This is a genomic window from bacterium, from assembly GCA_024224155.1.
Taxonomy (GTDB): Bacteria; Acidobacteriota; Thermoanaerobaculia; order Multivoradales; family JAHEKO01; genus CALZIK01.
Map to the genome: position 1 here is coordinate 1 of JAAENP010000154.1, position 24,951 is coordinate 24,951.

24 protein-coding genes are annotated in these 24,951 nt (G+C 62.7%); 18 read left to right on the top strand and 6 right to left on the bottom strand.

Going from position 1 to position 24,951, the window contains the following annotated elements:
* Positions 1 to 155: 155 nt before the first annotated feature.
* The 3 genes from GY769_08895 to GY769_08905 all read right to left on the bottom strand — a co-directional run bounded on the left by GY769_08895 (position 156) and on the right by GY769_08905 (position 2,650).
* Positions 156 to 800 (bottom strand): deoxynucleoside kinase, encoded by a 645-nt coding sequence (locus GY769_08895; GenBank protein ID MCP4202037.1) that lies wholly within the window; start codon positions 798 to 800, stop codon positions 156 to 158.
* The gene (gene mqnE, locus GY769_08900; protein ID MCP4202038.1) at positions 797 to 1,933 is read right to left on the bottom strand and encodes an aminofutalosine synthase MqnE; all 1,137 of its coding nucleotides are present in this window, start codon (positions 1,931 to 1,933) and stop codon (positions 797 to 799) included. The genes GY769_08895 and mqnE overlap by 4 nt, the downstream gene beginning before the upstream one ends.
* A gap of 102 nt (positions 1,934 to 2,035) precedes the next feature.
* Positions 2,036 to 2,650 (bottom strand): UbiX family flavin prenyltransferase, encoded by a 615-nt coding sequence (locus tag GY769_08905; protein ID MCP4202039.1) that lies wholly within the window; start codon positions 2,648 to 2,650, stop codon positions 2,036 to 2,038.
* A 114-nt stretch (positions 2,651 to 2,764) separates the two neighbouring features.
* On the opposite strand from GY769_08905, the gene GY769_08910 reads away from it, so the two are divergent.
* Both GY769_08910 and GY769_08915 read left to right on the top strand, forming a co-directional pair.
* Positions 2,765 to 3,841, top strand: a complete 1,077-nt coding sequence (locus GY769_08910) for a prephenate dehydrogenase/arogenate dehydrogenase family protein (protein ID MCP4202040.1) — start codon at positions 2,765 to 2,767, stop codon at positions 3,839 to 3,841.
* Between the two features lie 159 nt (positions 3,842 to 4,000).
* The gene (locus GY769_08915; GenBank protein MCP4202041.1) at positions 4,001 to 4,825 is read left to right on the top strand and encodes an NYN domain-containing protein; all 825 of its coding nucleotides are present in this window, start codon (positions 4,001 to 4,003) and stop codon (positions 4,823 to 4,825) included.
* Between the two features lies 1 nt (position 4,826).
* Here GY769_08915 and GY769_08920 read toward each other — a convergent pair whose 3' ends face one another.
* A complete protein-coding gene (locus GY769_08920) occupies positions 4,827 to 6,461 on the bottom strand; it encodes a glycerol-3-phosphate dehydrogenase/oxidase (GenBank protein MCP4202042.1) in 1,635 nt (544 codons plus the stop codon).
* Between the two features lie 152 nt (positions 6,462 to 6,613).
* On the opposite strand from GY769_08920, the gene GY769_08925 reads away from it, so the two are divergent.
* The 7 genes from GY769_08925 to GY769_08955 are packed head-to-tail and all read left to right on the top strand — an operon-like array spanning position 6,614 to position 14,736.
* Positions 6,614 to 7,093: a roadblock/LC7 domain-containing protein gene (locus GY769_08925; GenBank protein ID MCP4202043.1), complete on the top strand. Its 480-nt coding sequence runs from the start codon at positions 6,614 to 6,616 to the stop codon at positions 7,091 to 7,093.
* A 7-nt stretch (positions 7,094 to 7,100) separates the two neighbouring features.
* On the top strand, positions 7,101 to 7,685 hold the full coding sequence (locus GY769_08930) for a GTPase domain-containing protein (GenBank protein MCP4202044.1): 585 nt from the start codon (positions 7,101 to 7,103) through the stop codon (positions 7,683 to 7,685).
* A 16-nt stretch (positions 7,686 to 7,701) separates the two neighbouring features.
* A complete protein-coding gene (locus GY769_08935; protein MCP4202045.1) occupies positions 7,702 to 8,334 on the top strand; it encodes a hypothetical protein in 633 nt (210 codons plus the stop codon).
* 28 nt (positions 8,335 to 8,362) lie between these two features.
* The gene (gene yvcK, locus GY769_08940) at positions 8,363 to 9,325 is read left to right on the top strand and encodes a uridine diphosphate-N-acetylglucosamine-binding protein YvcK (GenBank protein MCP4202046.1); all 963 of its coding nucleotides are present in this window, start codon (positions 8,363 to 8,365) and stop codon (positions 9,323 to 9,325) included.
* A gap of 3 nt (positions 9,326 to 9,328) precedes the next feature.
* Positions 9,329 to 10,738 carry a UDP-N-acetylglucosamine diphosphorylase/glucosamine-1-phosphate N-acetyltransferase gene (gene glmU, locus GY769_08945; GenBank protein ID MCP4202047.1) on the top strand — a complete coding sequence of 470 codons (1,410 nt, stop codon included), beginning with the start codon at positions 9,329 to 9,331 and terminating at the stop codon, positions 10,736 to 10,738.
* The gene (gene glmS, locus GY769_08950) at positions 10,738 to 12,561 is read left to right on the top strand and encodes a glutamine--fructose-6-phosphate transaminase (isomerizing) (protein ID MCP4202048.1); all 1,824 of its coding nucleotides are present in this window, start codon (positions 10,738 to 10,740) and stop codon (positions 12,559 to 12,561) included. Before glmU ends, glmS begins: the two co-directional genes overlap by 1 nt.
* A gap of 3 nt (positions 12,562 to 12,564) precedes the next feature.
* Entirely contained in the window at positions 12,565 to 14,736 is a 2,172-nt protein-coding gene (locus GY769_08955) for a UvrD-helicase domain-containing protein (GenBank protein ID MCP4202049.1), read from the top strand.
* A 159-nt stretch (positions 14,737 to 14,895) separates the two neighbouring features.
* Here the strand turns inward: GY769_08955 and GY769_08960 are convergent, their stop codons facing one another.
* A complete protein-coding gene (locus GY769_08960; protein MCP4202050.1) occupies positions 14,896 to 15,465 on the bottom strand; it encodes a GNAT family N-acetyltransferase in 570 nt (189 codons plus the stop codon).
* On the bottom strand, positions 15,465 to 16,982 hold the full coding sequence (locus GY769_08965; protein MCP4202051.1) for a glycosyltransferase: 1,518 nt from the start codon (positions 16,980 to 16,982) through the stop codon (positions 15,465 to 15,467). Before GY769_08965 ends, GY769_08960 begins: the two co-directional genes overlap by 1 nt.
* A 50-nt stretch (positions 16,983 to 17,032) precedes the next feature.
* On the opposite strand from GY769_08965, the gene GY769_08970 reads away from it, so the two are divergent.
* The 9 genes from GY769_08970 (at position 17,033) to bamD (ending at position 24,951) form a co-directional block, all read left to right on the top strand.
* Positions 17,033 to 18,364, top strand: coding sequence for a hypothetical protein (locus tag GY769_08970; GenBank protein ID MCP4202052.1), 1,332 nt, complete (start codon positions 17,033 to 17,035; stop codon positions 18,362 to 18,364).
* Complete coding sequence (gene truA / locus GY769_08975) at positions 18,349 to 19,128, top strand: tRNA pseudouridine(38-40) synthase TruA (protein ID MCP4202053.1); 780 nt, start codon at positions 18,349 to 18,351, stop codon at positions 19,126 to 19,128. The genes GY769_08970 and truA overlap by 16 nt, the downstream gene beginning before the upstream one ends.
* Positions 19,129 to 19,178: 50 nt before the next feature.
* Entirely contained in the window at positions 19,179 to 19,982 is an 804-nt protein-coding gene (locus tag GY769_08980; GenBank protein MCP4202054.1) for an isoprenyl transferase, read from the top strand.
* Between the two features lie 15 nt (positions 19,983 to 19,997).
* On the top strand, positions 19,998 to 20,819 hold the full coding sequence (locus GY769_08985; GenBank protein MCP4202055.1) for a phosphatidate cytidylyltransferase: 822 nt from the start codon (positions 19,998 to 20,000) through the stop codon (positions 20,817 to 20,819).
* Between the two features lie 63 nt (positions 20,820 to 20,882).
* The gene (rseP, locus tag GY769_08990; GenBank protein MCP4202056.1) at positions 20,883 to 22,205 is read left to right on the top strand and encodes an RIP metalloprotease RseP; all 1,323 of its coding nucleotides are present in this window, start codon (positions 20,883 to 20,885) and stop codon (positions 22,203 to 22,205) included.
* 16 nt (positions 22,206 to 22,221) lie between these two features.
* Positions 22,222 to 22,737 carry a peroxiredoxin family protein gene (locus GY769_08995; GenBank protein MCP4202057.1) on the top strand — a complete coding sequence of 172 codons (516 nt, stop codon included), beginning with the start codon at positions 22,222 to 22,224 and terminating at the stop codon, positions 22,735 to 22,737.
* A 53-nt stretch (positions 22,738 to 22,790) separates the two neighbouring features.
* Complete coding sequence (locus GY769_09000; GenBank protein ID MCP4202058.1) at positions 22,791 to 23,558, top strand: PASTA domain-containing protein; 768 nt, start codon at positions 22,791 to 22,793, stop codon at positions 23,556 to 23,558.
* On the top strand, positions 23,555 to 24,217 hold the full coding sequence (rpe, locus tag GY769_09005; protein ID MCP4202059.1) for a ribulose-phosphate 3-epimerase: 663 nt from the start codon (positions 23,555 to 23,557) through the stop codon (positions 24,215 to 24,217). The genes GY769_09000 and rpe overlap by 4 nt, the downstream gene beginning before the upstream one ends.
* Positions 24,214 to 24,951 (top strand): outer membrane protein assembly factor BamD, encoded by a 738-nt coding sequence (gene bamD, locus GY769_09010; GenBank protein ID MCP4202060.1) that lies wholly within the window; start codon positions 24,214 to 24,216, stop codon positions 24,949 to 24,951. Before rpe ends, bamD begins: the two co-directional genes overlap by 4 nt.

A 24,951-nucleotide genomic window follows, 5' to 3' on the forward strand; every position in this document is an offset into this window, starting at 1 on the left:
ATTCCCAGATGAGTCCGGTCTTCAACGCCTTTCACGGCGCGGTGTTGAAGCTCACCAACGGCACCAACGGCGGCTTCTGCAGCCGCTGCGACACGCCGGGGGGGATGAAGCTCGAGGAGCCCGAGTTGGAGGCGTCGAGCCTGAAAAGCCCGGTGTCAGCCGCCCAGGGGCTGGTAGTAGTGCGTGCCCTTGAGCGGCTGGGAGATGCGCTGGATCAGGTCTTCGAAGTGCTCGGGCTGTTTGGCGAAGTTGAGGTTACGTGTGTCAACGACTAGAAGCGGCGAGCGGTTGTAGTAGTGGTAGTAGTGATTGTAGGCATCGATGAGCTCGGTCATGTAGTCGGTGGACATGTCGCGCTCGAAGTCACGACGGCGCCTGTCGATGCGGCCCATGCAGGTATCGAGGTTGGCGACCAGGTAGATGACCAGGTCGGGCACCGCGAGCTGCGGTTCGAGCAGCGTGTAGAGCTTGTCGAAGAGCATGAGCTCGTCGTCTGACAGGTTCAGATAGGCGAAGATCCGGTTCTTGGGGAAGGTGTAGTCGGCCACCATCAGTCGATCGAAGAGCTCGCGCTGGGCCACGTCCTGCTGTTGCTTGAACCGGGACAGCAGGAAGTAGAGCTCGGTCTGGAAAGCGGCTCCCGGCCGATCCTCGTAGAACGACGGCAGGAACGGGTTCTCGACGTCCTCGAGGAGCTTGACTCCGTCGAAGCGCTGGGCCAGGAGCTCGACCAGGGTCGTCTTGCCCACCCCGATGGGACCATCGACCGCGATGTAGTGGACGGGAAGTGACTCGGTCACGCGCTGGCGGCCGTCGGGCGAAGTACGGGTTGATAGAGGGTGTCGCGCTCTATGGGCTTGTATCCCGCCTCGCGCACGATGCGCTCGAGCTCGGTGCGAGAGAGGTGCTCATCGGTCTCAGCGCCCGCCATGTGGTAAATCGTCTCTTCGACCACCGTGCCGTCGATGTCGTCGGCGCCAAACGAAAGTGCAACCTGAGCAAGCTTGGGCGAGATCATGATCCAGTAAGCCTTGAGATGGGGGATGTTGTCGAGAATCAACCGGGAGGTCGCGAGGTGCCTCAGATCCTCGGTACCGGTGGTGTGGTACTTCAAGCCCATGTAGTTGTTTTCCGGGTGGTAGGCGAGGGGTATGAAGCAGTTGAAGCCACCGGTCTCGTCTTGAAGCTCGCGTAGGCGCATCAGATGGTCGACCTTGTGCTCGGGCTTCTCGACGTGCCCGTAGAGCATCGTGCAGTTGCTGCGAATACCCATGCGGTGAGCAATGCGGTGAACCTCGATCCATTCGCCCGCGTCTAGTTTTCCGTTGCAGATCTCCTCACGGACGTCGTCGTGGAAGATCTCGGCGCCGCCTCCCGGCAGCGAGCCCAGACCCGCGGCCCGGAGCCGCTCGAGTACCTCCGCGATGGGGATTCTCTCGTGCTGGGCAAACCATCCGATCTCGATCGCGGTGAAGGCCTTGAGGTGCACGCTCGGAAAGCGCTCCTTCAGGCCGCGCAGCATCTCGCAATACCAGTCGAGCGACAGGTCCGGGTGCAGGCCGCCGACGATGTGAAACTCGGTCACCGAGTCGCCACCCTGTTTGGCTGCGTGCTCATAGACGTCCTCATGCGACATCTCCCAGGCGTGGTCTTCGCCGGGAAGCGCCGCGAAACCGCAGAACTTGCAGTCGTAGGTGTAGACGCAGATGTTGGTCGGGTTGATGTGCCGGTTGACGTTGAAATAAGCGATGTTGCCGTGGAGCCCACGGCGGACTGCGTTCGCCAGCCGGCCAAGATGGAGCACGTCCGGCGTCGTCAGGCAGAGTAGGGCGTCGGCCTCGTCGAGCCTCTGGCCGGCGCGCACTTTGGCGGCGATCTCTTGCAGCGGCTCGGGAAAGCGCTCGGGTCGAATGTCGGCTGTGGAGAGGCTCATGGCGCGCGAGAAACCCGTTCCTCGGGATTCGGAGTATATCGGGCCTCGGAGGGAGCCTCTCCATCTACTGATGGCTCCCGGAGAGGCAGCACCGGCGTGACTCTATCCCGATGTCGGCCAGCGAAGCTCTTTGGAGTCGACGGAGCGCAGCCCGAGCCGATCCATGACCCGCAAGCTGTAGTGATCCAGAAACCGCTCCATAGAGTCACCGCCGATGTAAAAGGCGGGCAAGGGCGGCAGGATGATCGCGCCGGCATAGGCAAGGCGTCGCAGGTTCTCGAGGTGGACGATCGAAAGCGGGGTTTCGCGAAAACCCAGCACCAGCGGCCAGTGCTCCTTGAGCGCTATCGCCCCGACGCGGTGAACCAGCGTTCGCGCCGAGCCGGTGGCCAGGGCTCCGAGGGTGCCGGCGCTGCAGGGCACGACGGCTGTGCCCGAGAGTCGATACGAGCCCGAGGCGATGGCGGCGTCGAGCTCGCTGTCGCGGTGCACCGTGATGCGCTCGCGGGCCTTCTCTGCGAGCCGAGCCGCGTCGATGAGATCTTCGACGCCGGTCTTGTCCCGGCCCAGCTCGTGCTTCAAGACCTGGCTGGCGCCGGCCGAGACCACGAGGTGAACCCGTTCCACATCGGGGTGCCGAACCAGGTTGCCGAGCAGCGCTCGGGGAAGGCTCATTCCTGAGGCGCCGCTGACGAGAAGGGCGATGGTCTCAGACATCCGGGGCCGGATCGTATCAATCGTCGCCGGAGCCCGAGCCTGCGGCTTACACTCGCTGAGAGTTGCGCTCTTCCGGAGATTACGTATTGTGTCCCCGACGGAAAGGAGACTGCGGTGGATCTTGAAAGCGCCAGACGTCGAATCCAGGAGCTCGACCAGGCAATCCTCGAAAACGTCGCGGAACGGATCAGGTTGGCAAGGGAAGTCGCCGAGATCAAGATGGCACGAGATCTGCCGACGGTCGACTACCGCCAGGAACGCAAAGTGCTCGAGCGGGGCAGGCGGCTCGCGGTGGCATCGGACATGGATCCGATTCTGGCCGAGGAGCTGCTCTCGACGCTGATGTCCGCTTCGGTAACCGAGCAGGAAGCTCGGCGCCTTCGCTCCGTGGCCACGGGCAAGGGCAAGACCGCGGTCGTAGCGGGAGGTGCCGGTCGCATGGGGCGCTGGATGGTGAATTTTCTCGGCGCCCAGGAATTCCAGGTCGAAGTGCTCGATCCGGCGGCCCCGGGAGGCTTCGATCAGGAGGTGCAGAATCGGCTCCCCGACGCGGACCTTGTGGTTTCGGCGGCGCCGCCGGGTCAAACCGCCGGGCTTTATCGCGAGTGGTCGGAGAAGTCGTTCTCGGGAGTGATCTGCGACATGGCGAGCATCAAGACACCTCTGATCGAGGCCATTGGCGAGCTGCAAGGCAAGGGCGCGCGGGTGGCCTCGTTCCACCCGCTATTCGGCCCCGCCACCTCCGTGCTACGCGGTTCCGACGTCGTTCTCTGCCATACGGGCGACCTTGAAGCTGAGGGCTTCGTGATCGATTTGTTCGCACCCACATCCGCGCGCATCGTCAGAGTGGGGCTCGATGAGCACGATCGCCTGATGGCCGACATGCTGACCCTGGCACACGCCGCCACCCTGGCCTTCGCCGGAGCTCGAATCGAAAGCCGGCCCGCTGACGTGGCCCTCCACAGCACCACCGATCGAGCGCTCGAGAACCTGGCGGCGAGCCTGGTGCGCGAGAGTCCGGAGGTCTACCTGGAGATCCAGGCGGACAACCCCTACTCTGGAGCCGCGGTGTCCCGGTTGAGCCGCGCGGTCGGGCACCTCCAGGACCTCGTCGAACGCCGCGATCTCAAGGGATTCCGGGATTGGATGCGCCTGGCCTCGGAGCGGCTGCCCGCGGGGCAGAATAGCTAGCTGCACTCGAACTTGAGCGAAGGGTGCTAGGATTAGGAGCCGAAGGGTTCGGGTCCCGGCTCTCCTCTCTTCTTCCAATACAAGACAGCCCTGGGAATCGACGGCACCGGGCCGTGAACCCGTGAGACGGATCAGAAGAACTAAGCAAAGGAACAACCTGTGAATGACGAACAGACGATCGCGCTCTTTTGCGATCTAGAGAATATTGCGCTCGGAGTGCGTGACTCGGATATCAAGAAATTCAGCATCAATCTGGTGCTCGAGCGGCTGGTGGAGAAAGGCAAGATCATCGTAAAAAAGGCTTACGCCGACTGGGAAAACTACCGCGACTTCAAGCGCGAGTTCCACGAGGCCGGTATCGAGCTCATCGACATTCCCAAGCGACGCTATTCGGGAAAGAACTCGGCCGATATCAAGATGGCCGTTGACGCGATGGACGTCTCCCACGCCAAGGAGCACATTGACACCTTCGTTTTTCTTTCGGGCGACAGCGACTTCACACCCCTGGTGACCAAGCTCAAAGAGAACAACAAGATCGTGATCGGGGTCGGAGTCAAGAACTCGTCGGCCAACCTGCTGATCGACAACTGCGACGAGTTCCTCTTCTACGAGGACATCTACCGGGAGAGTCGCCAGGGCGAGAAGCTGTCGGCGGTGTCGGGCGTGCCGGAAAAGAGCGCCGAGGCGTTCGCGCTCATGGTGGATTCGATCAAGGCGCTGCAACGAGAGAACAAGGACGTGCTCTGGGGCTCGATGGTCAAGCAGACGATGCAGAGAAAGCGTCCCGCGTTCAGCGAGAGCTACTATGGCTACTCGTCCTTTTCCGACCTGCTCGAGGACGCGGAAAAGAACAAGTTGATCGCCCTCAAGAAGGACCCGCGCGCGGGTACTTATGTCGTCACCGGGCTAGTCGGTGGCGGCCGGTCGCGAAAGCGCCCTGCAAAGCGCACGGCCAAACGAGCCAACGACCGCAAGAGCGCTTGAGTCAGCTGGGTAGCGGAATCGAGGCGGCGCTGAGGTCGCGGGCGATGCCATCGCGCAGCTCGGCGGCAGCCTGCTCGATGTCCTGACCGGTCCAGCCGAGGTGCGATCCGAACTCCCGGGCGGCGGCCGGCGCCTCGCGCCAGCAGTGCTTGAGGTCGAGTGGCCCGGGTTCGAGGCGCCTGAGCATCAGGTCGTCGAGCGAGAGTGCCGACTCCCTCTTGACAGCCATGGCGATCTGGGCCCGCCGAAAGTCGGATTCGGGGTTCTCGGTCGGAGCTTCCGGGAGGAACTCGGCCAGCTCTTCGACGCTGTCGCCATAGAGCGCGATTGCCGAGTCCACGGCTCCAGCCGAGACTCCGCGTGCTTCGAGCCGCCGCCGGCCGGCATCGAGACTACCGGCGAAGAGCTTGCTTTGGGTCGTGGCGCACTCTCCGGCCTCCGATCCCAGCTCGGCGAGAGCCGGAACGATTTTGTCGACGAGATCTTCAGCCATTCTTCGGTGGGTCGTGAGCTTGCCCCCGGTGAGAATCCAGAGCCCAGGCGGACCGGCGACAATCTGGTGCCTGCGCGACAACGCGTCGGCGTCCTCGCCGGTCCCTTCCGCGACCAGAGGTCTCAAGCCGGCCCAGGCTCCGGTGATGTCTTCGGCGGCTACGTCCACGGCCGGAAATGCGTGATTGGCGAGCTCGAGGAGGTACTCGGTATCTCGAGCGGTTGGTCGAACCAGTCCAGGCTCCGTGCGATCGTCGTCGTCGGTGGTTCCAAAGACGATGTAGTGACCGATGGGCATGGCGAAGGCGAGCCGTCCGTCGCGAGGCGAGCGCAGCGCGATGTAGCCGTCCAAGGGTATGCGCCGGTTCTTGACGGAGATGTGAGTGCCGCGAGCGGTGCGAAGCTCGATGGTGGCGGGTGGGTAGAGCGTTTGCCAGGGGCCGCAGCACAGTGCGGTGGCTTTGGAACGGATCTCGATCTCATGCCCCGAGAGAAGGTCTCGAATCCTCGCGCCCCGGGTGCGGTCCTCAGTGCCTGTCAGCCCGAGGGCGCGGCAGCGCGGCACCAGAATGGCGGCCGCGTTCCTGGCGGAGCGAGCTACGGCCAAGGTCAGCCGGGTATCGTGAGTGGCGGCATCGAAGTACGATACGGCACCCTGAAGACCGTCGCGCCGAAGACCCGGGATCGAGCTCAGAAGGCGGTCGCGATTGAGGCGCTTGGTATCTCCCAGGCCGTAGCCGAGCGACAGGGCATCATAGAGCCGCACGCCCATATGTACCTTCCAGAGCCGATCCGGATCGCCCCGATAGACGGGGTAGATGAAGCGGACCGGCCGCACCAGCCCCGGAGCGGCTTCCAGGAGACGCCGGCGCTCGACCAGCCCTTCGCGGACCAAGGAGAAGTCGAAATTGGCCAGGTAGCGCAGCCCTCCATGAACCAATCGCGACGACCGGCTGGAGGTTCCGAAGGCGAAATCCCCCTGTTCTACAAGGGCGGTCTTGAGTCCACGCAGGGCGGCGTCGCGGGCCACGGCCGTCCCGGTAATGCCGCCGCCGATGACCAGTAGATCCCAGGATTCGGCGCCGAGCCGCGCGAAATCAAGATCCCGGTCTGAGGTGGATCTCGGAGGTATCAGTGCGCGCATCGGAGGGACTCGACTGGAGGCGGCGAATGACCTTTTCCTGCAGGCACAAATACCGTACCATCAAGCGTTTGAGACGCCTTGCGGGCGTTGTGATATTTTTTCGCGGCGTCGTTCAAGCTCCGTTCAACCTGGATTCCGGTCAAACACAGATTATGCAAGAAGTTTTCGAGGCAGAGTTTCGCCGGCTCGAGGACGCGCTGAAGCGTCTCAAGCACGACGCCAACGGCAAGGCGGTCTTCTTGATCGACAAGAACGGCCAGCACATTGCGGCTGCCGGTGAGACCGAGGAATTCGACTCGACGTCCCTGGCTTCGCTAACCGCCGGCAACGTCGCGGCCACCGACGGTCTGGCCAAGCTCATCGGCGAGCGAGAGTTCTCCGTTCTGTTTCACGAAGGGCAGCGCGATCACATCCATATCTCGATCGTCGCGCGGCGTGCGATTCTGCTGGTGATCTTCGACGAGCGTTCCTCTCTGGGGTTGGTGCGTTTGAGAGTCAAGCGGGCCAGCGTCGAGCTGAAGAAGGTCTTCGATGAGATGGACCTCAAGAGCGAGCCCGAGGTCGGCGTCAAGGAACCGAGCCCGTTTTCCGAGATCACCGACGAGGACATCGACGCACTCTTCAGCGAGTAGTTGAGCTATGACCTTCATCAACTACGCGGCCAAGGAGATCAACTGCAAGATCGTTTATTACGGACCGGGTCTCGGCGGTAAGACGACCAACCTGCAGTACATCTACAACAAGACCGCGCCCGATCGAAAGGGCAAGATGATCTCTCTGGCGACGGAGGCGGACCGAACTCTGTTTTTTGATTTTCTGCCGCTCGACTTGGGCTCGATTCGTGGGTTCACCACCCGCTTTCATCTCTATACGGTGCCCGGTCAGGTTTTCTACGACGCCAGTCGAAAACTGATCTTGAAGGGCGTGGACGGCGTCATTTTCGTTGCCGACAGCCAGCGAGAGCGGATGGAGGCGAATGTAGAGTCGATTCGCAACCTCGAGTCCAACCTGCGTGACCACGGTTTCGACCTGAAGGAAGTTCCTTCGGCGCTTCAGTTCAACAAGCGAGATCTCCCCAACGCCATGCCGGTGGACGAGATGTACCGCATGCTCAACTACAAGCGCGAGCCGACGTTTGAAGCGATCGCGCCGCAGGGCGTAGGCGTTTTCGACACGCTCAAGGCGGTCGCGAAGCAGATCCTCGTCGAGTTGAGAAAACGCTAGCAGTATTGGGAGAGTCATGGCGAAGCGTTGGAAGCCCACAGAGATAACCTACATGAAGCGATACGCCGCGAAGCGCCGGCTTGCGGAACTTGCCGAGCGGTTCAAGACGGACACCGCCACTGTGGAGACGAAGCTCACCGAGCTCGGATTGGCCGCGCTCGACATGGTCGTGGCGCCGAACCTGGCCGAAGATCCCAATGTCAAGCTGTTCGAGCGGGCGGTCAAGGCGACCTATCAAAAGAAGTGGCGCGAGGCAGCGAAGATGCTGGAGCAGGTAAGACGGGAGACCGACTTGTCGTCTTTGGGCGAACAGGCTCGCCGCTTCCTGAATGTGTGCGAGGAACGCCTGGCTTCGACGAGCAAGCAGGCGGTCGATCCCTTTCTGGAGGCCGTGTTCTTGCGGAATCGAGGGGAGCTCGATGAGGCGCTCCGAATCTGCTCGGGTGGTGGTAGAGCCTCGAAGGATGAACGCTTTGCCTATCTTGCGGCCGCGATTCACGCCGTGCAGGGGGATCACGCGAAGGCCGGCGAGCTTCTGGGCAAGGCGATTGAAGCCAACGGCCGAAATCGAGTGGTAGCCGCTCGCGATGAGGATTTCGAGTCGTTGCGGAGCGATCCCGATTACTCCTCACTCTTTGTCGCCAACTGAACGCAGAGAGCCTCCGCGGATTGTGGCCGTGGGCGGTGGCACGGGCTTGGCCGTTCTGCTGAGGGCTCTCAAACCCGAGGTCGGCAACGAGATCGGAGACCTGACCGCGATCGTGACGGTCAGCGACGACGGCGGCTCTTCGGGCCGTTTGCGACGCGAGTTCGGAGTGCCCGCGCCCGGTGACATCAGAAACTGCCTGGTGGCGTTGGCGGACGACGAAGACCTCGTTGCCAAGCTCTTCCAGTATCGATTCGCGATGGGAGAGGGGCTTGCCGGCCATTCCTTCGGCAACCTCTTTCTGACCGCCTTGACCGGAATCACCGGTGATTTTTCGCAGGCGATTCTCACCGCCGAGTCGATCCTCTCCGTGCGTGGACGTATTCTCCCGGCAACCCTGAGCGACGTGCGCCTGAGAGCCCGGGGAGTCTCGGGCAAGGTGTACGAAGGTGAATCGGCGATCGGCCTCTCAGGCGAGGCACTCGAGGAGATCGGTCTCGAACCGGCTCGGGTGGCGCCGTTTCCGGCAGCGGTCAGAGCCATCGCGGAGGCCGATCTGATCCTGCTGGGGCCGGGCTCCCTCTACACCTCGATTCTCCCGAATCTGCTGATTTCGGGAATCGCCGAAGCCCTGGGCGAAAGCCGGGCCGGAATCGCGCTGGTCCTCAATCTGATGACGCAGCCGGGCGAGACCGACGGAATGGACGCGATGACCCATCTCGAGGCTTTGCGACGGCTCGGTGGTAATGATCTGGTGGATCTGGTGTTGGCTCATCGAGGCGAGCATCCGGAGACTCTGCTGAAGCGCTACAAGCAGGCGGGTGCGGAGCCGGTGCGGGCGGTCGAGACCCTGCCCTGGGGAAGCGATCTGCCGCGCCTGGTGCTGGCCGATCTCGCCGAGGAAGGTGATTTCATTCGGCATGATCCAGCCAAACTGCGCCAAGCTGTGCTCCAATTGGTCCGCGAACGGCAATTTGAACGTCGCGTCTCCTGATTCATGAGTAAACGACCGCAAGAACCCGCGCCGACGGTCGCGGTGATTCTCGCCGCCGGCCAGGGCACCCGAATGCGTTCGGTGGAGCCCAAGGTCCTGCACCGGGCGGCCGGGAGACCCCTGCTTGATTGGGTGATCCGGGGGGCCCGAGCGGCAGGCTGCCGCAAGGTCCTTCTGGTGGTCGGTCATCGGGCCGAGCGAGTCAGAGCGGCGTACCGAGATTTCGACGGCGATATCGAGCTCGATTTCGTCGAGCAGGTCGAGCAGAAGGGGACCGGCGACGCGCTTGCGCGCGCCGTGGCCCATCTCGATACACCGGCGCGCCTGTTGGTGCTCTCGGGCGACGTTCCGCTGGTTCGGGGCGCAACCCTGGAGGCTCTGCTCGACGCGGCCGGGACCGGCTGGGCGCTTGCGGTCGCCGATCTCGCTTCCCCCGGCTCGCTGGGCCGGGTCATCGCGGACGCCGAGGGTCGCTTGTCGCGCATCGTCGAGTCGGTGGACGCGACCGCCGAAGAGCTGGCGGTTCGGTCGGTCAACGCGGGTATCTACGTCGTGCCCTCCTCGCAGATCGGCCCCCGTCTGAGTCGGTTGGAGCCGGCCAATGCACAGGGCGAGCTCTACCTGACCGATGCGTTTACCTCGGCGGCCGATGCCGGCACGAAGGTCGAGCTGTTTTCTCTCGACGACTCGGACGAGGCACTCGGGGTCAATGATCGCTCGGACCTCGCACGCGTTCACAGGGTGCTCCTGGATCGCAAGTGTGCGCAGCTCATGACAGAGGGCGTGACCATTCTCGAGCCCGCCCGCACCGTGGTCGAGGCGGAGGTCCGGATCGGACGCGATAGCGTGATCCATCCGGAGGTCTATCTTGGGGGAGGCACCGTGATCGGCGCCGGTTCGACGATTCACTCGGGTTCCTGGATTCGAGACGCGATCGTTGGAGACGGTGTGGAGGTCGGTCCGATGACGGTGGTCGAGGAGGCGGAGATCGGTGATGACAGTCGCGTTGGTCCCTTCGCGCGTCTGCGTCCCGGCGCCCGGCTCGGTGTCGGCAACCGCATCGGTAACTTCGTCGAAGTCAAGAACTCCCAGCTCGGAACCGGCGTCAAGGCCGGACATCTCACTTATCTGGGTGATGCCGAGGTCGGCGATCGTGCGAATATCGGAGCGGGTACCGTGACCTGCAACTACGACGGTGAGAACAAGTACAGAACCGAGATCGGATCCGAGGCCTTCGTCGGCAGCGATACCATGTTGGTGGCGCCGGTGCGCGTCGGAGAGCGAGCCACGACAGCCGCCGGCTCGGTGATCACGACCGACGTCCCCGACGGCGCTCTGGGCGTCGGGCGGGCCCGGCAGAAGAACCTCGAGGCCTGGGCCGATCGCAAGAAGCGAAGGAGACAGACGGACTGATGTGCGGAATCGTCGGGTACCTGGGTGACAGGGAAGTCGTGCCGCTGCTCGTTGACGGCCTGCGCAGGCTCGAATACCGGGGCTACGATTCCGCCGGGGTGGTCGTGCGCAACAACGGCGAGTTGGAGACGATAAAGGCCGAAGGCAAGTTGGATCGACTGGCTTCGAAGCTCGAGGGTTCCGGCCTCGTTGGCTCTTATGGCCTTGGCCACACGCGCTGGGCGACGCATGGTGTGCCCAACGAGCGCAATGCCCATCCGTTGAGCGACGGTAAAGGACGACTGGCGCTGATCCACAATGGCATCATCGAGAATTTTCTCGAGCTCAAGACTCGTCTTCGGACCGAGGGTTGGGAGTTCATCTCGGACACGGACACCGAGGTCATCGCCAACCTGGTGAGCTCGCATTTCGAGGGTGACCTGCTCGAGGCCGTACACAAGTCCGTAGCCGAGCTCGAAGGAATGTACGCGTTCGCCGTGATCTCCCGCGAATCGTCACAGGCTGAGATCGTCGCTGCACGCAACGGTCCCCCGTTGGTACTGGGTCTTGGGCAAGGTGAGAACTTCCTGGCCTCGGATCCGTCCGCGCTGTTGGCCTACACCCGCGATGTCGTGTTACTGGAGAACGGCGATGTGGCGCGCCTGCTGCCCGAGACGGTTACGGTCTGGTCCGACGGCCCCACCCGGGTAGAGCGCCCGGTCGTGCGTCTGAGTTGGGATCCGATTCAGGCGGAGAAGGGCGGCTTCAAGCACTTCATGCTCAAGGAGATCCACGATCAGCCGCAGGCGATTCAAGACACCTTCGCGGGGCGCGTTGACTTCGAACAGTGCACCGTCGGCTTCGACACCCTTGAGCTTTCCGCGGCCGATGTCGAAGCGGCCCACCGAATTCATCTACTGGCCTGCGGCACGTCCTGGCACGCGGCCTTGGTTGGAAAGTTTCTGATTGAAGAGCTGGTGGGGATTCCGGTGGAGGTCGACTACGGGTCCGAGTACCGGTATCGAAAACCGCTGGTGTCCGCGGGCGATCTCGCCGTTGGCATCTCGCAGTCGGGAGAAACCGCGGATACGGTGTCGGCGATGGAGGCGGCGAGTGAGCGAGGGGCCCGACTCTTGTCGATATGCAACGTCGTCGGTAGTCAGACGACCCGGCTCTCCGACGGCGTGATTTACACGCATGCCGGTCCCGAGATCGGCGTAGCGTCGACCAAGGCCTTTACCACGCAACTCATTGCTCTCTACCTGCTCGGGCTCTACCTGCGTCAGCAGATCGGGCTGAAACTGACACCCGAGATTCTCGTCGACCTGGCTCACCTGCCCGGAGCGGTGGGCGAGATGCTGACCAGTGTCGATAACTACGAAGTGCTTGCCCGCCGCTACTTCGAGGCCCAGGATTTCCTCTACATCGGTCGCGGCATCAACTATCCGATCGCTCTCGAGGGAGCGCTGAAGCTCAAGGAGATCTCCTACATTCACGCCGAGGGCTACCCCGCGGGCGAAATGAAACACGGTCCGATCGCTTTGATCGATCGCAGGTTGCCGGTCGTGGCTCTCGCCACCGGTGAACGCGTATTCGACAAGATGCGCGGGAACATGCAGGAAGTCCGTGCCCGAGACGGGATCGTCATTGCGCTCACCGATCGGGATCCGGGGGAGGTAGCGGACGCTGCGGACGAGGTGCTTCAGGTGCCCAGGGTTTCCGAGCTGCTGCAGCCCGTCGTCAATGTCGTTCCCCTGCAGCTGTTCGCCTACTTCACGGCAGTGCGCAGGGGGGCTGACGTCGACCAGCCGCGCAACCTGGCCAAGAGCGTAACTGTGGAATAAGCCTTGGATCTGGAACGCGATCTCAACGCGCAGCAGCTCGAAGCGGTTACCCACGGTGAGGGCCCACAGCTGGTGCTGGCGGGTGCCGGTTCCGGCAAGACCCGAGTCATAACTCATCGTGTCGCCTGGCTGGTGACGCAGCTGGGAATCGATCCGTCCGCGATCGTGGCCGTGACCTTTACCAACAAGGCTGCGGCCGAGATGCGCGAGCGCGTCGAGGGTCTCGTGCAGTTTCGGCCTCTGCCCACCTTCGTGGGTACGTTTCACGGATTCTCGTTGCGCCTGTTGAGGCGCTACGGCGAGCGCGTCGGCTTGAAGCCGGGGTTTCTCATCTTCGATCGCGACGACCAAATCTCCATGGTCAAGAAAGCGTTGAAGAACGAAGGGCTCGCGGACTCTTCGTACCCGCCACGTAGCGTCCTGGCCGCCATCGGCTCGGCCAAGAATCGCCTCCTTGATCCGTCGATGTTCGAGTCCCAGGCAGGCAGCTTCTTCGATCAGAAGGTGGCGATTCTGTACCGCAGTTACCAGGGACTTCTGCAGCGCGGCGGGGGAGTCGACTTCGACGACATGATTCGACTCGCGGTCGCCCTGCTGGCCGACAATCCGGATATCAAGGAGCGCCTGCACAGTCAGATTCACTACCTGATGGTCGACGAGTTTCAGGACACCAATCACGCGCAGATGCGTCTCGTGCTGGAGCTGGTAGGAGCGAAGGGAAACCTGACCGCGGTCGGAGACGAAGATCAGGGAATCTACCGCTGGCGCGGCGCGGACCTGGACAACGTGCTGGATTTCGAGAAGTACTTCGACGATCCGGCGGTGAGAAAGCTCGAACGCAACTATCGCTCCACACAGAACATCCTCTCTGCGGCCGGTGCCGTGGTGGAGAACAACAGACGCCGCCGAGGCAAGACGCTGTGGACGGACTCCGGCTCCGGCGATCCGGTCGAGCTCTACCGTGCTGGCGACGAACAGGACGAGGCCCGCTGGATCGCGAATACGCTCGAGCTCTTGCGCGACAAGCGGCGCTGGAGCGAGATGGCGGTGTTGGTTCGCACCAACGCCCAGACGCGCGCGATCGAGGAACGCTTGCTCGATCGGCGGATCCCCTATGTGCTGGTTGGCGGACTGCGATTCTATGAGCGCGCCGAGATCAAGGATCTAGTCGCCTATCTGCGACTGCTGCGCAATCCGCAAGACGATTACTCGCTGAGCAGAATCATCAATCAGCCGCCTCGGGGAATCGGCAAAGCCACTCGAGACCTTCTCGAGCAAAGTCAGAGCTCGACTTCCTCGACCCTCTGGGACGCCCTACTGCATCTCGAGCCGGGGCGGTTCCCGCGCCGCAGTGCCAAGGCTCTGAATGGCTTTCGTGATTTGATTCTGCGACTTGCCGAGGACTCCAAGCATCTCGCCCTGCCCGAGCTTCTGGAAAAGATCCTCGAGGAGACCGGGTATGTCGACCTCTACCGCAAAGAGGATCAGGAGTCCCAGGCCAAGCTCGAGAATATCCGCGAGTTCGTGACCGCGGTTCATGAGTTCGTCGAGGAGAAGAGACACGAGGAAGAGGATCTCCTGGGAGCCTTCTTGGATCACGCGTCTCTGGTCTCCGATATTGATGGCTGGCAGTCCGATCGGGGGGTCTCGGTCATGACGCTTCACAGTGCCAAGGGGCTGGAGTTCCCGACCGTGATTGTCGCCGGGCTGGAAGAGGGGCTCCTGCCTCACTTCAACGCGCTCGGTGGAGAGGAAGACGTCGAAGAGGAACGCCGTCTCTTGTACGTCGGCATGACGCGAGCACAGAAGACGCTTTTCCTGACCTGCTGCCGCCGACGTAGGATTGCGGGTCGCTACCAGGACCAGGAGCAGTCGCGCTTCATTGTCGAGATTCCGGAGGAATGTCTCACGATCTCGGACAGCCCGGATCTCTTTGCCAACGCCCGGACCAGCGGCGTTTACAGTTTCTTTGGGCGCACTCAGCCAAGCTCGCCGGACCCCTCTTCCGGGTCGCGAGGCTTATCGCGAGGCCGTCGTGTGCGTCATCCGACTTTGGGTGACGGCGTCGTGCTCGAAAGCGAGGGCGAGGGCGACAGCGGCAAGCTCACGGTCTACTTCGACCGGGTTGGCAAGCGGAAGCTGGTGGCCAAGTACGCGAGCCTGGAGTACCTCTAGCAGAGCTTTGCCTCAAACCGACGAGCGTCGAAGCCGGCAAGCGGTTTTGTGTAGCGGTCGACCTCCGTACACCGATTTGAACCGCACCGATAGAGGCCGCCGGTGCCGCCTCTGCGCCAGCGAAGAGAGGCTCGCTCCGAGGCGCACGCGGCCGGCCTTTCATAAGCCGACGCTCAGTCGCCCCGGTCGCCGGTCGTCTTTCAGAATCGCATAGAGATAGTTGTCTATCTCCTGCCCGCGGAGCACGAAGTAGCCACGTAGCCGACCTTCGCGCTCGAAGCCCACGGCATCGAGGACTCGCTGCGACGCTCGATTGCTTATCGCGCAGCGCGCCTCGACGCGTCGAATGGTGGTGTGCTCGAAGAGGTCGGCCAGCAGGATCCGGAGGGCTTCGGCCATGAGCCCTCGGCGCTGGAACTCGGTCGAAAGCGCGTATCCGATCTCGGCGAGCCCGTGGCTCCAATTGATGATCACCAGCGTGATCCAACCCGCCGGTTGAAGCTCGTCGAGTACCAGCCACTGGAATCTCTGGCCGCGCGACGAATAGAGGTCGTCGCTTCGTTGGCGGTTCAGATCCGCGAGTAGCTGCGCCGCGGAGGCATCGGACAGCGGTTGATGCTCGCGCACGCTCGGCTCGAGTCGCCATCGATCGAGCAACGCCGCGTCGGAGGCCCGAACCGGCCTGATCGTGACCGAGTTGGGCTTGTCTTGAATTCGCTCCGGATGCATCAGGAACCCGCATCGACCGGGGTAGCGGCAACCGCCTTAGGCGCTCGGAACGAGCCGCCGAGACCTCCTGAAAATAGCGACAGAGCGTAGATGTAGCAATAACCCTGAAGAAAAAGATACAGAAAAGGCAAAGACAGCCACATTCCCCATTGCCAGGCCAGAACGAAGACCACCGCAAACCAGACAGCCAGGATGCCCTCGATCGTAGTGGCGAGGTTGGTTCGAACCTTGTACTTCTTGCCGCGCCAGTCGTCACGACGGTCTTCGATCCTGTATTTCGGGGTGCGCTCGAAGACGCCTACCTTCCTCGACAGACCTTCCAGCACAGCGCGTGAGTTGTTGATGGCGAGCCCGATGCCCAGACCCATCAGGGGAGCCAGATGCTTGAGGCGTTTGCCCCCACCCTGCCTCCCGGAGAGCTGGCTGGTGGCGTAGAACGCCAGCACGGACAGCGTGGCGCACAAGAACAGCGGTAGGTCGATGAGCAGCAGAGTCGAGGAGGGAGCGCCCCGCCTGAACACCATCGCCGGAAAGACGAGAAGCGACAGCACGACCATCAACAGGTAGCTCAGGTTATTGGTCAGATGAATCAGCGCCTCGGCCTTGACTCTCAGGGCGATCCGAGCTCTCAGGATTCGCGGCAGGAGCTTGCGAGCGGTTTGGATCGAGCCCTTGGCCCATCTGAACTGCTGGCGCTTGAACGCGTTGACATCCACCGGCAGCTCCGCGGCCACTTTGAGCTCCGGCACGAACAGGAATCGCCAGCCGGCGAGTTGAGCCCGATAGGACAGATCGAGGTCCTCGGTCAACGTATCGTGTTGCCAGCCGCCGGCGTCGAGAATGGCCTGTTTTCTCCAGATTCCGGCGGTGCCGTTGAAGTTGAAGAAGCAGCCACTTCGGTTGCGGGCGGCGTGTTCTACCAGAAAGTGACCGTCCAAGAATATCGCCTGAATTCGCGTCAGTAGTGAGTACTCGCGGTTGAGATGCTCCCAGCAGGCCTGCACCATGCCGAGGCCGGCACCGGTTTCCGGGTCTGCGAGATAGGGAACGATCTCGCGAAGGTAGGTCGAGTGGGGTACGAAATCGGCGTCGAAAATTGTGATCAGGTCGCCTGGCGCCATCGCCAGGCCGTGTTCAAGAGCGCCGGCCTTGAACCCCGTTCGATCGCTTCGCTGGACGTGCACGATGGAAACGCCTTGCTCGCGCTGTTCCTCGACGGCTCGGGCGACGATCTCTGAAGTTTCGTCAGTCGAATCGTCCAGAACTTGGATGTGAAAGCGATCGCGGGGATAGTCGAGTGCACCGACCGCGCGAATCAAGCGCTCGGCGACGTACATCTCGTTGTAGAGAGGTAGTTGAACGGTGACCACCGGCCACTCGGCGGGTTCTTCCGGACGGGCCGGGGCTCGGTGCCGTGTACGATAGTAGAGGATCAGGAGGACCATTCGATGTCCGCCAAACACGGCCAGTACTCCGAGCGTCAAGTAGTAAAGAACCAGCACAAGGTCAGCGGTCATGGTTGGATCCTCTCGGAGATCCTTTCAGGAGCTCTTCCGGGCTGTCGGGTTTGAAGTTGCCTACCCGGGCCGGGCGAACACGTTACCTGGTATTGCTCTTGCCCCATTTGGGCCTGCTCGCGACTTGGGATCTCGCGACTAATCTTCCGGCCACTCTGCTCTGGTTCGCTTTGGGGCTGGCCGTCATGGCGTGGGCTCGCCGCTGGCGGCCGGTTCCTTCGTTGCATGTGGTCCTTCTGATTGCGGCCGGGCTGCGCCTCTTCATGCTGCCGCTGCCGCCGACGCTGTCCGACGATGTGTTTCGATATATCTGGGACGGGAGGGTTGCTGGCGCCGGTTTCAATCCGTATGAGCTGTCGCCGGATGCTCCGGAGCTCGTCACCATGCGAGACGACCTTTGGAAGACGCTGCCACATCGCGACGTAGCCACCGTCTATCCGCCGCTGGCCTTGACGCTCTTTAGTATAGCGGCCAGGTTTCCCTGGCCAATCCTTCTCTGGAAGCTGGTTTTGATTGCGGCGGACCTTACGGCTTGCGTCTTTCTTTTCAAGATCGCCGCTCTGCGCAACGGCGACGGCAGCGCGGCGATCTGGTATGCCTGGAATCCCCTGGCGACGCTCGAGATCGCCGCCATGGGGCATGTCGATGCTTTGGGTGTATGTGCCGTGGTCGTGGCGGTATGGGCTCTGATCGCTCGCCGAGGCACCGCTACGGTCGCCGCCGCGGCGGCAGCCGGCGTGCTGGTGAAGATCGTACCCTTGGTTGCTTACCCGGTCTGGCTGCGCTTCAGCCCGCGCCGCTGGCTGTTTGCCGGAGTTTCGGCCCTCGCACTCGGAGCGGCGTTCGGACCCGTGGTCGCCGCCAGCGGCGGCGTCCCGGGCGGCTATCTCCGCTTTGGCGGCTCGTGGGAGTTCAATGGGCCGTTGTACGAGCCGCTGTGGCGCGGTCTGGAGGAGGCCGATTCCCGAGGCTATGTGGGTCGAGCGCTCGACCGGCAGAAGACCAGAACCGGGGATCATCAGTTCTGGAATCGCTTCTACCCTCACAACCACTCCCGGACGCACGCCCGCCTGCTCTTGGCCGGGGTGTTCTTGGTTCTCGTCATCTTGGCCTGGCGCCAGCCGGACGTGATTGTCGCAACGGGCTCGGTGTTCGAGGTCGTCCTGCTCTGTTCGGCCACCGTGTATCCCTGGTATTTACTGTGGCTGTTGCCGTTCGCGGCGATTCGGGGCCACTTGGCCTGGCTGGTCTTGTGCTGCTCGGCGTTTCTGTCCTACATTCCGCAATTCACCGAGATCCCTCTGCTGCCGTGGGTCTTTCTGGCGTGCTGGGGACCGTACGCCGTGGCCAGGGGACTGGAGAGACGATGGTTCGCTGCTTGACCGTGGCTTATCGGGGCACCCGATACTCCGGCTGGCAGCGGCAACCGAACGGCGTCACGATTCAGCAGCGCCTGGAAGAAGCGCTCGAGGCAGTCCTCGGCGAGAGAGTTCGGGTGATCGGTGCCGGCCGCACGGATGCCGGAGTCCACGCCCGCGGTCAAGTGGCCCACATCGGCCGCTACCCAGGAGGGCCGGATCGTTCGGTCGGGAGTGATCTTCCAGACGCGGCCTTTGTCCACGGTACGAATCGCCATCTTCCACCGGACATACGCATCCTGGAGGCTCGCCGGATGGCCGAGGGCTTCCACGCCCGCAACAGCGCGATCAGCAAGGTCTACACCTACAGGATGGTGCCGACCCGTGTGCTGTCACCGCTCGACAGCGTCTTTGCGGCGCAGGTCGACCCCAGGATTCGGGTCGAACCGATGCGAGAGGCCCTGGCGGGGCTCGTGGGCCGGCACGATTTCACCGCGTTTGCGCTCGCCGGGGGCGCCCACAAGGATCCCCATCGGCGCATCATGCGAGCGGCGTTGCGCGAGAGCGACGGTGGCGATTTGATCTTCGAGGTCGAAGGCGACGGCTTTTTGCGGGGGATGGTCCGGTCCCTGGTCGGAACGTTGCTGGAAGTCGGGCGAGCCAGGAGGAGTCCGACCGAGTTCCTGAAGCTGCTGGCGGGGGCACCGCGCTCGGCGGCCGGCCCGACCGCACCGCCTCAGGGACTGGTTCTGGAGAAGGTCCGCTACCCCTCGACCCCAGCCGAATAGTGGTCTGTTTGTGCTAGATTAACCGCTTCAGCGAGTGAGCTCTTGCGGAGATGAAGAAGCTAGTACAGCTGGCGGAACCGGGTTCTGCTGACGACCTTTTGGCGCGCAAACTGGACCTGGGCGCCTTGCCTCGGCACGTTGCCGTCATCATGGACGGCAACGGCCGCTGGGCACAGAGCCGCGGCCTGCCCCGGGTCGAAGGCCATCGTGCCGGTGTCGCTTCGGTGCGCGACACGATCGAAGCCTCGGCACAGCTGGGTCTCGACGTTCTGACCCTCTACGCGTTCTCGGTCGAGAACTGGAAACGGCCCCGCTACGAGGTTTGGACCTTGATGAACCTTCTCAAGGAGTACCTGCTCAAGGAGATGGCCAGCCTGGTCAAGAACGACATTCGCCTCAAGGTCCTCGGTCGCTGGCGTGAGCTCGATCCATCGGTCGTGTCGCTGATCGAGCGTGCCGAGAGGGAGACCGAGGACTGCGCCGGTCTGCAGCTCAACATCGCTCTCAATTACTCGGGCCGCTCCGAGATCGTCGACGCCTGCCGGCAGATTGTCTCCGATTGGGCGCAGGGCAAGGGCACCGATATCGACGAGGAAACGCTTGGCCGCTACCTCTATACCGCCGGCCTACCAGACCCCGATCTCCTGATCCGAACCTCCGGTGAAATGCGCATCAGCAATTTCTTGCTCTGGCAGATCTCGTACACGGAGATCTACGTGACCAAGACTCTCTGGCCGGACTTTCGACGCGCCCAGCTGTTTGAAGCGATCCTCGACTTTCAATCCCGCGCCCGGCGTTTTGGCGCGCTGCTCGAAGACTCGGACCGGGACGTTCGCAACAACCGGTCCGGATAGCCGTCAAGCACTACGATGGCGCGCGTCCTAACGGCGGCGATTGGCGCACCGTTGGCGCTGGCGGCGCTGTTTCTTCTCCCACGAGAGGGTTTCTTGGCCGTGGCGGCGGTGCTGTGCCTAATCGCCGCTGTCGAACTTGCGCGTCTGAGCCGAGCAACGGGTGCCAGCCGGGCAGTCTCCCTTCTACCGGCCTTCGTTCTACTGGCGACGCTACTTCTGGTGGAGCCTGCCATCGGTCGGTTTGCCGATCTGGAAGCCAGCTTGCGCCTTCTCTTGCTGGCTCTGCTGGTGACGCTGGGAGCCTCTCTGGCAGGGCTTCAGTCCAAGGGCAAGATCCGCGAGCGAGGCCTGGCTGCGTCGTTTCTGGGATTCGGTACGGTCTACGTGGCGCTTCCGATTGCGGCGTTCGATCAACTGCGGGCGCGAGATCCCTGGCTGGTCGTTCTGCTGCTCGCCACCGTCTGGCTGACAGACACCGGGGCTTTTCTGGTCGGCAGCAAGTGGGGGAGGCGGAAGCTGGCGCCGACGGTGAGCCCGAACAAGAGCTGGGAGGGAGCCTGGGGTGGATTGCTGCTGGGATTGCTGGCCGCCGGTCTCTGGTCGTGGTTGCGAACCGGGGCACTTGAGCCGCTGTGGCTCTTAGCGGGCGCCGCGATTTCGGTCGCGGGTCAGCTTGGCGATCTCTTCGAGTCGATGTTCAAGCGAGCAGCCGGGGTCAAAGACTCAGGAGCGCTTCTACCGGGACATGGCGGCATGCTTGACCGCCTGGATTCGCTGATCGTGGCGGCGCCGGTTCTGGAGTTGATCTGTCGCCTCTTCCACCCGGCCGGGCCCTGACGGGCAGCCGGAGGCGGTGTATGATGGGCGGCCTTCGCGGACGTCTGCGAGGCCAAGCAATCCATGACGACGCTCTTGATCAATTCGGCTGCGTTTATTTTCGCCCTTGGGGTGATCATCTTTGTTCACGAAGCCGGTCACCTACTGGCGGCCAAGCTTTTTCGCGTCCATGCCCATGTTTTCTCACTCGGCTTCGGCAAGCGCCTGTGGGGGTTCAATCGCGGCGGTACGGACTACCGGGTCTCGGTTTTTCCCCTGGGCGGCTACGTACAGCTGAGTGGTGAGGATCCGAGCGAGGTCGGGGATGACCCGAGCGAGTTTCTGAACAAGCCTCGCTGGCAGCGCATCGTGGTCTATCTGGCCGGACCGGCGATGAATATTCTGCTCGCGATCTTTCTGGTCGCGGTGGTGTTCATGGTCGGAATCGAGGTCGCGGCACCGCCGGATCTGCCTTCGATAGTCGGTAGCGTGCGACCCGATTCGCCGGCCGATCGGGCCGGATTGGCGCCGGGGGATGTGATCACCGCCATCGGCGAGAAACCCGTGAAGCGGTGGGAGGAAGTCCGTTTCGCGATTCTGACCTCTCCGGGCAAGCCGATCGAACTCGGATTCCAGAGAGCGGATGAAGAGCTGACCACGACGGTTGTGCCGGATACGGTCCCGAAATATGAGTTCGGCGACGCCGGTGTGTTTCCGGAGATGCTGCCCCGCGTGGCCGGGCTCTTTCCGGGAGACCCTGCCGAAGCGGCTGGACTGCTGGTGGGCGATGAGATTCGCACTGTCGACGGCCGCCCTCTGAGCGGGCAGCGAGACTTCGTCGACTACCTGTCAAAGCGGCCGGGCGTACCGATCGAGATCGAGGTTCTGCGCGGAAGCGGAGCTCTGAAGCTGGAGGTCGTGCCTCGGGAAAGCGACGGGCGAGGTTGGATCGGCGTTAGCCTGGCGTCGACCTCGTTTCAGCGCTATGGACCGCTCGAGGCCGTCGTGCAGAGCTGTCGGTTCAACTGGGACGTGACTTTGCAGACGTTCTCGGTTCTGGGCAAGATTTTCTCGGGTCAGCTCGCCGCCAAGAGCGCGCTCTCTGGACCGATCCAGATCGCGGCTCTCAGTGGTGCGGCGGCTCGCTCGGGCTTCCGCAATCTGCTGTACCTCATGGGCCTGATCAGCATCAGCATTGCCATTCTGAATCTGATGCCGGTGCCGGTCCTGGATGGCGGCCAGATCGCGATTCTCTTGGTTGAAAGCGTCTTCCGGCGCGATCTGTCGTTGACTCTCAAAGAGCGAGTCAATCAAGTTGGATTCGTTTTGATCATCATGTTGATGGTCATGGTCATCTACTTTGACCTGCGCAAGGTGATTCCGGAAGGCATGCTTCCGGGCTCGTGAGTGCGAGGAGTTTCTGATGCCAGAAGCACTTCAGATCGGAGACGAAGCACCCAACTTTGATCTCGCGTCGACCGAGGACGTCGTTCTCATGCTCAGGGACGAAGTGCCGCGGACTCCGGTCCTGCTTTTCTTTTTCGGTTCGGTAGAGGCCGAGGCAACGAGATCCGACCTGGAGGTTCTGCGCGAAGCCTCGAGAGAGCTGGCCGAGTCGGGAGTCAAGATCATGGGCGTCTCGGCGGCCAAGTTGGAGGAGCTCAAGGCCGTGCAGAGGGAGTTGGGTCTCGGGTTTCCACTGCTCCACGACGACCGCAATCTTTCGGCGGCGTACGGCGTTGAGGCCCGAGAAGGGGCGCAGAGCGAAGCGGAGGTTCTCGTTCTCGTGGGACGGAACCAGAAGGTGCGCTGGATCGGTCGGCCTCCGGCTGCGATCGAGGCCATCCGGGCGGCAGCAGCGCCCGCCCAGAAGGTGTCTTCGACCGTCAACTATCCCCGAAAAGTAATCAATCGGCTCGTAGACCGTTGGGTCAACTGAGCGATTTCCAGTCGCTGCTCCCGCCTGGGGTCTCAAAACCTCGAAACTGATCCGTGAGTCCCTCCGTCAAACTGCGCGGTCATTCCGCGAAACCGCTCCGCTGGCTGGCGTGGTTGACCTACGCCGGAATTCTTGGGGTCGTCTTCGTGGTTACCGCCTATTTCTCATTCAGCTTCTTCGTGCGCAGCGGGGTCACGGCGGTTCCCGACTTGCGGGGAGCCTCCATTACCGACGCCGAGGCTCTGGTTCGCGATCAGGGGTTGCGAATCGAATGGTCCGAAGAGGCCCGTTATGATGAGTCGGTAGCGGCCAACCACGTGATGCGGCAGGAGCCTCGTTCCGGCTCTCTGGTCAAGCGCGGTGCTCTGGTCAAGGCGACGGTTTCGTTGGGAAGGGAGGTCGTGATCGTGCCGGACGTCTCGGAGCGAGCCCTGCAAGCGGCACAGGTGACCTTGGCCGCCCAGGGCCTGTCGTTGGGCAAGGTGGCGAATGTGTTCAGCGGCGGAGGCCGGCCGGGGACCGTCGTAACCCAAGACCCACCGGCGGGCGCGAGCGTCAACCGCGGACGTCCGGTCGACCTGTATCTGAACCTGGACAACCGAGCGTCGGTCTTCGTCATGCCCGATCTGGTATACCGCGGGTACGCGGAGGTCCGTCGCTACTTCGAGCGTCGGGACATGCGGCTGGGCAGTGTGAAGTTCGAGTCATACGAGGGCATTTCTCCAGGCATTATTCTGAGGCAGCATCCGTTGCCCGGTCACCCTTTGCGCAAGTCCGACGTGATCTCTCTGGTCGTGACCCACGAGGAGCTCGAAAGCTGATGCGGATCGCTCCCTCTTTGCTCGCGGGCGACCTCGCCCGCCTCGCGGACGAGGCGGCCACTTGTCAAAGGGGACGGGCCGATTTCTTGCATCTGGATGTCATGGATGGCCACTTCGTGCCCAATCTGACCTTTGGCGCTCCGGTCGTTGCCGCGTTGGCGAAGCACACCGATGTGCCCCTGGACGTTCACCTGATGGTCTCGAACCCCGATCTGCTCCTGGACGACTACCTAGCCGTGAAGCCCGCTCGGTTGGCGGTGCATTGGGAGGCGGTCACTCATATGGATCGGCTGCTTGCCAGAATAGGCGAGGCCGGAGTCGACGCGGGCATTGCCATCAATCCCGCGACCGGTGTCGAGGTCCTGAGAGACGTCCTGCCCCTGACGAAATTCGTGCTCTTCATGACCGTGAATCCCGGATTTGCAGGCCAGGCGTTCATACCCTACGTGCTGGACAAGATGAGGCGCTTCCGCGAGATGGTCGCTCGCGACTCCGCGACCGTTGGAATCGCTGTGGACGGAGGTGTCGGACCGGATACGATCCGTGGCGTGGCCGAGGCCGGAGCCGATCTTGCCGTCGCAGGCTCGGCGGTTTTCGGAGCAGCCGAGCCGGAAGAAGCTATCGCTCGACTTCGGAGCCTGGCGGAGGGAATCGATTGAAGCGCTTACTGTACCTGCTGGCCATTCTCGGATTCTTCAGCGCGTGTGGCAACGGCGTTACCGACGATCCGATCCTGCGGCTCTCGGCGGCAGAGGCCATGGCTGAGGGCAAGGCCCTGGTCGAGAAGGGGAAGTACGGTTTGGCGCGGGAGTATTTCCAGCATGCGTTCGAGGTCGAGCCAAACTCAGCCATGGGGCGGGAGGCACTGTTGCTGGTAGCCGACGCGCTGTTTCAGCAGGGAGGCTCCCAGGGCTATCTCAAGGCGGAAGCCAAGTACCGAGATTTCCAGAACCGGTTTCCCACCAGTGACCGGTCGGCCTACGTTCAGTTCCAACTCGCGCGCAGCTTGGAAGAGCGCATTCGTCCGCCGGACCGGGATCAGTCGATCAGCCGCAAGGCCCTCGAGGCTTTCGAAGACGTGATTCAGATCTTTCCGACCAGCGAGTATGCCGTGGAAGCGCGCGAGAGAATCAAGGGCATCCGGCAGACCCTTGCGCAGTCGGAGTTCATGAAGGGACGGTTCAATCAGAAGATCCGGCTTCATCAGGCGGCGGCGAGTCGCTATGAGGAGATTCTCGAGGAGTTTCCGGAGTACCTCGAGACCGACAAGGTGCTTTTCTTTCTCATCCGGTCGCTGCAGGTCCTCGAGCGGGCCGACGAAGCCGCGGAAATCCGCAAGCGGTTGACGGAAGAGCATCCGCAGAGCGAGTATCTGAGCCAACTCTCGGAGTGA